The organism is Arthrobacter sp. CJ23 (assembly GCF_024741795.1).
Lineage (GTDB): Bacteria > Actinomycetota > Actinomycetes > Actinomycetales > Micrococcaceae > Arthrobacter.
The window spans coordinates 1088460-1099688 of sequence record NZ_CP102950.1; the positions used below are offsets into that span (position 1 = coordinate 1088460).

Below are 11229 nucleotides of genomic sequence, written 5' to 3' on the forward strand. Positions count from 1 at the left end.
TCAAAGAGGAGTTTCAATGTCTGTTGCCACAACTTCCACCAAGGAGCTTCTGGATTCGCCGGTCCTCAGATCGGCGATCTCCAAGGCGTCCTTCCGCCTCATGCCCATGCTGGTCATCCTCTACGTGGTGGCCTTCCTGGACCGCACCAACGTGGGCTTCGCCGAGGCCGCCCTCCACACGGACAAGGGCATCACCGCCGGCGCGTACGCCCTGGGCGCCGGGATCTTCTTCATCGGCTACGCCCTGTTCGAAATCCCGTCCAACCTGCTGCTGACCAAGTTCGGCGCCAAGGTGTGGCTTGCCCGAATCGCCATCACCTGGGGCATCGTGTCCGCTTGCTTCGCTTTTGTGCAGGACGAGACCTCGTTTGTGATCCTGCGCTTCCTGCTGGGCGTCACCGAGGCCGGTCTCTTCCCGGGCGTCATCATGTTCCTTGCCGCCTGGTTCCCCAACAAGGTCCGCGTCAAGATGTTCGCCATCTTCTACCTGGCCCAGCCGTTCTCGCAGATGATGGGCGCCCCGCTCTCCGGTTGGCTCATCAACATCGGTGACCAGGTCCCGGGCGTGGCAGGCTGGCAGGTCATGTTCTTCGTGGAAGGCATGCTGGCGGTCCTCGCCGGAATCGCCGCCTACTTCTTCCTGATTAACAGCCCACAGGACGCCAAATTCCTGAGCACCGAAGAAAAGCTTGCGCTGACGAACGTCATGGCGCTGGAGGACTCCGTCAAAGAAGAGACCGGTCCCCGCGGCATCGGTGCTGCGATGCGCAACGGCAAGGTCTGGTACTTCACGGTGATCTACTTCTGCCTCCAGGTTGCCGTGTATGGCGTGACGTTCTACCTGCCGCAGCAGGTGGCGCAGCTGACGGGGCAGAAGGTCGGCCTCGCCGTCGGCCTCCTGGCCGCCATCCCGTGGCTGTTCGGCATCTTCGCCTGCTACTTCATCGGGAAGGCCGCCAACACGGTGGTCCGCCGCCGGGTCTGGGGCACAGGGCTCTTCATCTCCACCGGCATGTGCATCTTTGGTTCAGCCTGGGCAGGCGCCAACCACCTTCCGGCGCTGGGCATCATCTTCATCACCCTCGCGGTGTGCAGCTTCCTGTCCACCGGCCCCATCTGCTGGTCCTACCCGACGGCGTTCCTCACCGGAACTGCCGCGGCCGCCGGCATCGGGCTGATCAACTCGCTGGGCAACCTGGGCGGCTTTGTGGCCCCGATCCTGCGCACCACGGTCAACCAGGTCACGGCCTCGGACACCGGCACCATGGGCGTCTACGCCCTGGGCGTGCTCCCGTTCCTGGCAGCCCTGTTGATGTTCGGCACCAGGAAGTTCCGCAACAAGGCCGACGAGCTCCTGGACCAGTAGTCCGGCGCCAGACCTGGCGCTAGTAAGCGGCGCCAGCAGTCCCCGCGCAAACAGCCAAGCAAGGAGACATACGATGCAGCCAGCGCCAGCTCCAGCTCCAGCCGAGCCCGGGGCCGATCCCCGAGTCGACAATCCCGTCTACGTCGGCGTCAGTACCAAGATGTACATGGGCTACGCGCAGACCCTTGCGTGGCTGGAGCGCCTGCGCCATGAAACGGACGCCCGTCCGGCCCTTGCGGCCGGGCGGGTGGTCCCGTTCGTCATACCGTCCTTTCCCATGTTGCCCGCGGCTGCGTCCCTCTTGGCGGGCTCGCCGCTGCGTCTGGGGGCGCAGGATTGCGGCTGGGCGGACGGTCCCTGGACCGGTGAGGTGTCGCCGTCACTGCTGGCTGAGCTGGGAGTGGGGCTGGTCGAGATTGGCCATGCCGAGCGGCGCCGGCATTTTGCCGAGGACGACGCGATGGTCGCCCTCAAAGTGGCTGCCGCCGTCGACGCCGGCCTGACGCCGTTGCTGTGCGTGGGGGAGGAATCGGCAGGCACCCCGGCCCAGGCCGCCCGCTTTGTGTACCAGCAGATCGGCGCAGCTGTCCAGGACGATTGGGCGCTGGCCGGCCGGATCATGGTGGCCTATGAACCCGTGTGGGCCATCGGCGCTGCGGAAGCTGCAGGGGCGGGCTACGTGTCCGACGTCGTGGCCTGCCTCCGCGATCTGCTGGCGGGGCATGATGCCGCCGGACAGGATTCCGCCATACAGGACTTGCCGGCAGGGCCGGGCCTGGACGGACTGCCCATTATCTACGGTGGCTCGGCCAAGCCCGGGCTGCTCCCGGAACTCCACGACGTCTCCGGGCTTTTCCTGGGCCGCTTCGCCCATGACGCTGCCAGCTTCGGGGCCGTGCTCGACGAGGCACTGGCCCTATCCGTGCCCGTTCGCTGACCGCGCCTAACACCCATCCGTGCCCGTTCATCAGCCCCGCCCGGACCTGCGCCTATCCCCGCCCCGCCCGGCCCGGCCCGGCGCCTATCCCCGCCCGGCCCGCTGGCACAGGCCCACGAAGCCGCCCAGCTGCTCCAGCCCCTCGGGGTGGCTGGGCAGATAGTTCGTCAGTTCCGGTGACCGCACCACAACGGCTCGCCACTGCCCGCGCGATACTGCCACGTTGATCCGGTTGCGGGAGAGCAGGAACTCCATGCCGCGGGGGACCTCGCCGGACGCGGAGGCCGCCATGGACACAATGACCACCGGTGCCTCCTGTCCTTGGAACTTGTCTACGGTGCCGACGCGGACGCCCCCAAGCCCGGCCCTGCGGAGCTCACGATGGATCAGCTGGACCTGGGCGTTGTAGGCCGCGACCACCAGGATGTCCTTCTCCGCCAGGGCCCGCTCATCCGGACCTTCCCGCGGATCCAGCCAGGGCAGCCCCACGTGGTTCCTGGCCTGCCGGACGACTTCGGCTGCCTCTTCGGGCGAGGACGTTGAATTGCCGCTGTGGGGGACGTAGACGCATTCGATCCCGGCCGCCACGCCGCCGAGATGCCGCATGGATGCCGCCGATGCGGAATGCAGGCGGCCGTCATAGGACAGCTCGGACACAGCCTGGCACAGGTCCGGATGCATGCGCCACGAAGTGGCGAGGAAGTAGCCGAGCTCCGCTGGAAGCGTGTGGTGTCCATCGGCCAGCCAGCCCAGGGCGGACTCGTCCACGGGCTCCGGATGTGTCCCCTGGGTAACCTGTGGCAGCTGCTGCGGATCACCGAGGAGCAGCATCCGCTTGCACGCGCGGCTCACGGCAAGGGTGTTGGCCAGCGAGAACTGACCGGCTTCATCGATCACCAGCAGGTCCAGCGAATCCGCCGGCACCGTGCTGCCCGTCATGGTCCACGCCGTGCCGCCGATCAACGCTCCGCCAGGTACTGCCAACAGGCGCTCGACGTCGGCCTTCGTCCTCGCGGCCCATTGCACCGGATCGCTGTGCTTCATTTCCTTGGCGATGCGCCGTGGATCCACGCCGGCATCCACGGCTGCGCTGAGCAGGTGTTCCACCACGGCATGCGATTGCGCCACCACACCGATCTTCCAGCCGCGATCCACCAGCCGCGACACTACGTGCGCGCCCACATGGGTCTTGCCGGTGCCGGGCGGGCCCTGCACGGCGAGATACGAACGGTCCAAATCGGCCGCGGCGGCCGTGATCGCCTCGATGTAGCCGTCAGGTCCTGGCCCAACGGCAGGCAGTTCGTCCAGGCTCCGCAAGCGCGGCGGCTGGCGGCGCAGAAGGTCCAACGCCGGATCTTTGGGCCAGCCCGGCAGCGTGGCCCGCAGCGTCCTGGCCAACTCCGAGAGCGCGGCCCTTTGCCCGTCAGTGGGAACCGGCCGGTCCGGCATGAGGGCCGAGGGGAGCTGCGCGAACGCTTCCGCGCCGCGGGGCAGCCGCTCCGAGATGACCACCACGTCCGAGCCCTCGCCATTGCGCCGGTCCTCGTTGTCGGGCTTATCCTCGCCGTCGAGCTGGCCTCCGCCTTCGCCGCCTTCAACTACCTCGGTGCCGCCCCACCCTGCCCGTCCCAGGGCGGACTGATCCTTGTCCGCCAAGGCCTCGGGCAGCGGAGCCTCGTACATCCGGAAGTACGTCTTGCCGGGTGCGAAGCCGGAGCCCTCGGCCGCGCGTCCGACAAGACGGACTGTCCGGGCAAGGTTGCGCTTCCCCCTTGGCTTGGCCCAGTCACTCAACACCTCGGCGTGCTCCACCACGAAACAGTCCCGGGTGTCCTCCCACTCGGAGACGGCCCGGTCCAGGCGGTCGAAGTGTCCCCACCAGAACTGTTTGTCCTCCCGACGGTGGTAGCCCACGGCGGCAGCCACCATGGCCACGGCCCTGCCGTCGTCCGTCAGACGGGCATCGCCGGGCAACTCCAAGAGATAGTCCAGCAGGGCTGTTTCCTCGGGCGCGGCCTCGTACTTGGCGGGCTCGGTCTCTGCCGGAGGTTCCGGCTCCGCTCCGGCCAGGCTTCCTGCGTCGGTGGACCGTTCCGCCGCGAGGCCCAACAGCCAGTTGCGCAGCCCGAGCGTGGAGAGGCAGTCATATTCGTTGTAGTCGGCGATGCCGGCCAGGATGGTGGCCGCCTCCTCAGGACGTCCGCCGTCCCGGGCCGTGCAGTAGTCGGCGTAGGCCACCACGGAGGCCCCGGCGTCGGTCACCTCACCGGAACGCAGGTGCTCGCCCATGTAGAGCGGTTCGAGTTTCTTGAGGCTGTAGGAGTTCTCCGAGATGCGGATGCTGTGCCGCATGGTGTCGTAGAGATCCACCAGCACGCCTTCGCGGAGCAGGGTATCCACGGCAGCCTCGCCCACGGTGTGCATGACGGAGAGCTTGCGGAGCGCCGTCTTTTCATAGGCTGCGTAGTGGTAGATCCGCATGTCCGGATACTTCCGGCGGCGCTGCTCCACATAGTCCAGGAATTCGATGAACGCCTGCCGCTCTTCTGCCCGGGAATGCGCCCAGAACGGCCTGAACAGGGGCTCACCGCCCGGTTCCGTGGGGTTCTCGACCACCCCGAACAGGTACTCGAGCCCCCATTGGCCGGTGGCCGGATCCTGCCAGAGCGGATCGCCCTCGAAGTCGAAGAAGATGTCTCCGGTATCGGGCCGCGGCAGCCGCAACAGGGAGTTGGCCGCAAGCACGGAGTAGCTGATGCTCCTGGCTTCGCCGGACTTGTCCGTGTAGGCCACCGTGCCGTCCGGGATTGACGATCCGGTCTGCAGCCGGGCCTGCTCCTGGAGGCGCCGCGTGGCCGAATCGGCGGCGTCAGGCATGGCCGCGAGCGCGTCGATGGTGTGGATCCCGGCTTCCAGAAGCTTCTTGCGCCGGGTGATCCGCATGCCGGCCACCATCAGCAGGTCGCGGTGCAGGAGGACCTGCTCGGCGCAGTAGTCGCAGCGCCCGCAGGCCAGGTAGCGGGGATCGCCCCATTCCACGGCCGTGGGCTCGGCGCGGTGTTGGCTGGCCATGGTGAGGAAGCGGTGACGGCGCTCCCTGAACACGGGAAGGATGTCGCTGAGGGGATGGCCGCTGTGGACGCCGTTGCCCAGCACCAGGGTCACCGTGGGATCCGGGGTGATGCCGGCCTTCAGCAGCTGGTCCCCGTAGGCGGCAAGCTGCAGCAGCGCGCTGACCTTGGCGTGGCGGGCAAGCTTTGTGTCGTACACGGCGTAGCTGCCGCCGGGCTGCTTGACGAGGAAATCGGAGCGGCCATGGAACTGGCCGTCAAAGAACGCGGCCTGGAATACGACGTCGGCCCCGGAACGCAGCGCCCCGATGGATTCCTCATGCTTTGCCAGCAGGCTGGAGCGGTCCATGGCGCTGGCGCGGTCCAGCGCTCCTGAAGGATCGGCGCCCCCGGCGGGAACGACGTCGTACACCCCGGAACCCGCGGAAGGATCCCAACGGCCGAACTGTTCCACGAATGCTTCCAGCACGCGGTGCTCGTGGAGGTCACCGAGCCGGGCCGTGCGCTCCAGCATGGGGTCGGCGGCGAAGTCCGGTTTCACGGATCGACCCAGTTTCTCGTCCAGTTTCCGGAGGACCTGGTACTCGCAGGTGGCCGCCGTGACCAGGTCAGTGGCAGAGAGGACCAGCTCCTGCGGCTGGCCCTCCAGCTCCGAATCAAGAAAGAACACTGTGCCCCCAAAGGACGTTGAACCATTGGAGCCAAGCTATCAGCGGGCGCCGACAATTTAGCGGCCGTCCGGAAGCCGGTCCGGAAGCGTCAGTCGGAGGACAGTCGGGCGACAAAAGGTACGCTGGGGCCAGCACGGACACACGAGCCCTCGAGACAGGCGGACCCATGAGCGAGCAAACGGCCCAAGCCAGCACGGACATGGCCTTCGAGGCCGCCTACGAGGCAGCCCGGAAGAGCCTCGCCGAGGGTGGCATTCCCATCGGCGCGGCACTTGCGCGGAATGGCCAAGTGATCGCGAGCGGGCACAACGAACGGGTCCAGCACGGCGACCCGATCGCGCACGGGGAAATGTCGGCACTGCGCGCTGCGGGCCGGCAGAAGAGCTACCGGGACACCACTCTCTACACCACCCTGGCGCCGTGCGCCATGTGCACCGGGACCATCATCCAGTTCAAGATCCCGCGCGTGGTGGTAGGCGAAGCCCGGACCTTTGACGGCGAATTCGAGCTCCTGCGCTCGCGCGGGGTGGAGGTGGTGGTGCTCGATGACCAGCGCTGCGTCGACATGATGCGTGCCTTCCAGGAGGAGCACGCCGAACTCTGGGCCGAAGACATCGCCGAATAGGGAGTACCCAGCGGCGGACCCTCCCGGGCCTCTCGAGGCGGCCGATCGAGACTGTTCAGGCACCCGGCCCAAGCGTAGGCTGACAGCATCGGCGTCGGAGTCGATCACCCGCCGTCGGTACCCCAATCGATGAAGGAGGATCCATGAGTGTCGTACGTGAATTCATGACCACGAATGCCCAATGTATCGCAGAGGACAAGACACTGCAGGAAGCCGCCGCGCTGATGAGGGAACTGGACTGCGGTTCACTTCCGATCTGCGGCAGCGACGGCAAGCTGACCGGTTTCATCACTGACCGCGACATTGTGGTTAAGTGCGTTGCGGAAGGCCGGGATGCCCGCGAGGTCAAGGCCAGCGAGCTTGCCACGGGCAAGCCGCATTGGATCGACGCAGATGCCAGCGTGGACGACGCCATCGCCATGATGGAGAAGTGGCAGATCCGGCGCCTGCCCGTCATCACCGACCACAAGCTGGTGGGCATCATCAGCCAGGGCGACATCGCGCGCAACTACGACGAGGAACGCGTAGGCGAACTGGTGGAGCACATTTCCGCCAAGATGCCGATGGCCGACATGTCGTAACCCCACAGCAAAGCCAACAGCCACCAAGCGCCGCGGAGCACAGTCCGTGGCGCTTTCTGGTGGGCCCGAGCCGTGCACCGGAAGCCGCGCGCCGGAAGCTAAAGGAACGCCTCGCGGCCGGTTCCCTCACGCAGCACCAGTTCGCCGTCCTCAATGGAGACCAGCAGGCTCTTCGGCTTGCCGACGAGCTTCTTCGCGGCGCTGAGTTTGCGGCTGCTGACCTCCACGCCCACCGTGGCGCCCTTGGCCGGCAGTTCCACGGTCACCTCGGCAGCCATGCCCAGCAGCGTCCTGGTGGTGACGTCCCTGTCCCTGCGTGCCTCTTTGCCGTTGACGGTCACGGCCACCTCATCGGCGACGAACCCGTCCTGGAGGATGATCAGCAGTTCCTGCATGCTCCCACTACAGCACTAACGGCGCCGCCGGGATAGGGGCGGACGGGCCGGAGCGGAAACTGTCGGCGGCTTAGGGCAAACTGTCAGAGTGACTCAACTTCTCCAGCACCAGTCAGCAGACACCGCCATCCACGCCCTGATCGCCGCGGAGCTCGGCGTCAAAGCCTGGCAGGTGAAGGCCGCCGTCGAACTGCTCGACGCCGGTTCCACCGTTCCGTTCATCGCCCGCTACCGCAAGGAAGTCACCGGGACGCTCGATGACACCCAGCTGCGCCAGCTCGAAGAGCGGCTGCGCTACCTGCGCGAACTGGAGGAGCGGCGCCGGACCATCCTGGAATCGATTGCCGCGCAGGGCAAGCTGACCCCGGAACTTGAGGCCGCCGTCGTGGGCGCCGACACCAAGGCCCGGCTTGAGGACATCTACCTGCCCTTCAAATCCAAGCGCCGCACCAAGGCGCAGGTCGCCCGGGAAGCAGGGCTCGAACCGCTCGCCGAGGCGCTGCTCGCGAACCCGCAGCTCGATCCCGAGCGCGAGGCCGCCAAGTACCTGAACGCCGAGCACTCCATCGACGACGCCGCCGCGGCGCTCGCCGGCGCCCGCTCCATCCTGGTGGAGCGCGCGGCCCAGGACGCCGACCTCGCCGAGACCCTGCGCGAGCGCCTGTGGACGCAGGGGCGCATGGTCTCGCGAGTGAAGAAGGGCAAGGAAGCCGAGGGCCAGAAGTTCAAGGACTACTTCGAGTTCAGCCAGGTGCCGTCCGGCATGCCATCGCACCGCGTGCTCGCGCTGCTGCGCGGCGAGAAGGACGGCGTGCTGGAGCTGGATCTTGCCGAGGCGGAACCAGCCGACGACGCCGGGCTGGCCGCCGCCCGCGGTCGCTACGAGAACGCTGTGGCCAGGTTCCTTGGGGTCGCCGAGCGCGGCCGCCCCGCCGATGCCTGGCTCATGCAGACCGCCCAGATTGCCTGGCGCTCCAGGGTCCTGGACCGGCTGACCACCGATCTGCGCGGACGCATGTTCGCCGATGCCGAGGACGAGGCCGTCCGCGTGTTCGCGGCGAACCTGCGGGACGTCCTGCTGGCCGCGCCGGCCGGAAACCGCGCCACCCTGGGCCTGGATCCGGGGCTGCGCACCGGCGTGAAGGTGGCGGTGGTGGACGGCACCGGCAAGGTGGTGGCCACCGATACCGTCTACCCGCACGCGCCCGTGAAGAAATGGGACGAGGCCCTGGCCACGCTCGGGCGGCTGGCGAAGCAGCACGGGGTGGAACTTGTGGCGATCGGCAACGGCACCGCATCGCGGGAAACGGACAAGCTGGCCAGCGAGCTGATCAAGCAGCTCGGCGCTTCGGCCCCGGGCACCCCGGCGTCCGGCGTGCCGGCGCCGCAGAAACTGGTGGTGTCCGAGGCCGGCGCGTCCGTGTACTCGGCGTCGGCGCTGGCCGCTTCGGAGCTTCCCGGCATGGATGTGTCACTGCGCGGCGCGGTGTCCATTGCCCGCCGCCTGCAGGATCCGCTTGCCGAGCTGGTGAAGATCGAGCCGAAATCGATCGGCGTGGGCCAGTACCAGCACGATGTCACGGCCGCGAAGCTGGACCGCAGCCTGGACGCCGTGGTGGAGGACTGCGTAAACGCCGTGGGCGTCGACGTGAACACGGCCTCGCCGGCGCTGCTGAGCCGCGTGGCCGGCGTCGGGCCGCTGCTGAGCGAGAACATCGTGGCCTACCGGAACGAGAATGGGCCGTTCGCGAAGCGTAGCGAGCTGAAGAAGGTGCCGCGCCTAGGCGCCAAGGCGTTCGAGCAGTGCGCCGGCTTCCTGCGCATCACCGGGGGAGCGGAACCCCTGGACGCCTCCAGCGTGCACCCCGAGGCGTACTCCGTGGCGCGGAAAATCCTGGCCGCTGCTGCCGGCAGCCCGGCGAGCTCCCTGGATCCGCAGGCCTTTGTGGACGGCACCTTCGGCCTGCCCACCGTCCGGGACATCATGGCCGAACTGGAAAAACCAGGCCGCGATCCGCGACCGGCTTTTGCTGCCGCGACCTTCTCCGAAGGCATCGAGAAGATCTCCGACCTCACACCCGGCATGATCCTGGAGGGCACGGTCACCAACGTGGCCGCATTCGGCGCCTTCGTGGATGTCGGAGTCCACCAGGACGGGCTGGTCCACGTCTCGGCGCTGTCCAACAAGTTCGTCTCTGACCCGCGGGAGATCGTGAAGTCCGGCCAGGTGGTGCGGGTGAAGGTGCTCGAAGCCGATCCCGAGCGGAAACGGATTTCCTTGACCCTGCGCCTGGACGATGAACCGGGCGTCCGCAGCAGCGGGCCGCGGAATGCCGCGCCACGCAGCGCTGCACCGCGTGAAGGCAACGCACCACGCCAGGGCAACACACCTCGCGAAGGTGGCGCACCCCGCCAGGCCGCCGGTCCCCGGGGCGCCGCGCCGCGGAACGGCGCCCCGAACGCTGCCCGGTCAGCCGCCCCGAACGCAGCCCCGAAAGCGCCCGACGCAGCGCGCCGTGCCGCCCCCAAAACAGCCCCCAAGGCCGCCCCGCCGGCCAACACGGCCATGGCCGAAGCCCTGCGCCGGGCCGGTCTGGGAAAAAGAGAGCTGTAACACTTTGTGCAATCTCGTTTGCAGAATAACCTTCTTGCAAACGAGATTGCATTTGTGCGCAGGCCCTGGCGTCCAATGAGTGCGGTCTCCTTCGTGGAAGGGCTCCTGCGTGTCCGTGGAGTTGGCAGGCGACGGCTGGCTTGATGACCTGTTGCCGGAATCCGGGCTGACCCCTTCGCAGCAGCGCGTGGCCGACGTCATCTCCAAGAACCCGCAGCTGGCGTCCTATGCGGACATCGCGGAGATCGCCAAGCGCACCGCCGTCAACAACTCCACCGTGGTCCGGGCCGCCCAAGCGATGGGCTTCCGCGGCTGGCCGGACCTGCAACGCGAATTGCGGGCCCGGTTCCTGGTGAAGATCACCACGGAGGACACCCTTACGGTCCACGGCAACTACCGCAGCCCCGTGCACGACGCCATCAAGCACGACCTTGAGAACCTCCGCATGACCCTCGAATCGAACACGCCCGAGGACGTCGAAGGCGCCATCCGGACCCTCGCCGACGCCAAATCAATCCTGGTGGTCGGCATGGGGTCCTTCTCGGCGCCGGGCGTGGTCATGGCACACCTGGGTTCCACCATGGGTTACCCCATTTCACTGGAAAGCCGCGGCGGAGTCTTCCTGGCCACGGCCTCCAACTCCCTGGGGCCGGGCGACGTGCTGGTGATCATCAATATCTGGAGGTCCATCAAGCAGGTGATCAAGGCCGCCGAGCTGGCCCACAAGGCCGGTGCCACCGTCGTCGCCATCACCGATATGCGCCGCGGGCGCCTGGCCGAAATCGCGGACCACTCCCTGGTGGTTCCCAGCGAAGGCGTCTCCTTCTTCCAATCCGTCACCGCCACCACCTCCGTGGTGTACGGGCTGCTGGCCGGCATGGAGGCTGCGCATCCCGAGCGCAGCCGGGCCGTCATCCGCCGCTCGCAGCAGCTCTGGCACGAGCTCGACATCCACCTCGACTAACAGAC

8 protein-coding genes are annotated in these 11229 nt (G+C 67.5%); 6 read left to right on the plus strand and 2 right to left on the minus strand.

Features of this window, described 5'->3' with window-relative positions; all coding sequences use genetic code 11:
* Positions 1 to 16 precede the first annotated feature (16 nt).
* On the plus strand, positions 17 to 1366 hold the full coding sequence (locus NVV90_RS04945) for an MFS transporter (protein ID WP_258440079.1): 1350 nt from the start codon (positions 17 to 19) through the stop codon (positions 1364 to 1366).
* Positions 1367 to 1439: 73 nt separating this feature from the next.
* Positions 1440 to 2303 carry a triose-phosphate isomerase family protein gene (locus NVV90_RS04950; protein WP_396125343.1) on the plus strand — a complete coding sequence of 288 codons (864 nt, stop codon included), beginning with the start codon at positions 1440 to 1442 and terminating at the stop codon, positions 2301 to 2303.
* An 84-nt stretch (positions 2304 to 2387) separates the two neighbouring features.
* Here NVV90_RS04950 and NVV90_RS04955 read toward each other — a convergent pair whose 3' ends face one another.
* The gene (locus NVV90_RS04955) at positions 2388 to 6044 is read right to left on the minus strand and encodes a bifunctional RecB family nuclease/DEAD/DEAH box helicase (protein ID WP_258440080.1); all 3657 of its coding nucleotides are present in this window, start codon (positions 6042 to 6044) and stop codon (positions 2388 to 2390) included.
* A gap of 167 nt (positions 6045 to 6211) precedes the next feature.
* Between NVV90_RS04955 and NVV90_RS04960 the strand changes: the two genes are divergently transcribed.
* Together NVV90_RS04960 and NVV90_RS04965 are read left to right on the plus strand one after the other, a co-directional pair.
* Positions 6212 to 6670, plus strand: a complete 459-nt coding sequence (locus tag NVV90_RS04960; protein WP_258440081.1) for a nucleoside deaminase — start codon at positions 6212 to 6214, stop codon at positions 6668 to 6670.
* Positions 6671 to 6813: 143 nt separating this feature from the next.
* A complete protein-coding gene (locus NVV90_RS04965; protein WP_258440082.1) occupies positions 6814 to 7251 on the plus strand; it encodes a CBS domain-containing protein in 438 nt (145 codons plus the stop codon).
* 98 nt (positions 7252 to 7349) lie between these two features.
* Here the strand turns inward: NVV90_RS04965 and NVV90_RS04970 are convergent, their stop codons facing one another.
* Entirely contained in the window at positions 7350 to 7646 is a 297-nt protein-coding gene (locus NVV90_RS04970; protein WP_258440083.1) for a hypothetical protein, read from the minus strand.
* 88 nt (positions 7647 to 7734) lie between these two features.
* Between NVV90_RS04970 and NVV90_RS04975 the strand changes: the two genes are divergently transcribed.
* Both NVV90_RS04975 and NVV90_RS04980 read left to right on the plus strand, forming a co-directional pair.
* The gene (locus NVV90_RS04975; RefSeq protein ID WP_258440084.1) at positions 7735 to 10260 is read left to right on the plus strand and encodes a Tex family protein; all 2526 of its coding nucleotides are present in this window, start codon (positions 7735 to 7737) and stop codon (positions 10258 to 10260) included.
* A gap of 109 nt (positions 10261 to 10369) precedes the next feature.
* The gene (locus NVV90_RS04980) at positions 10370 to 11224 is read left to right on the plus strand and encodes a MurR/RpiR family transcriptional regulator (protein WP_258440085.1); all 855 of its coding nucleotides are present in this window, start codon (positions 10370 to 10372) and stop codon (positions 11222 to 11224) included.
* The last annotated feature ends 5 nt before the right edge of the window (positions 11225 to 11229 follow it).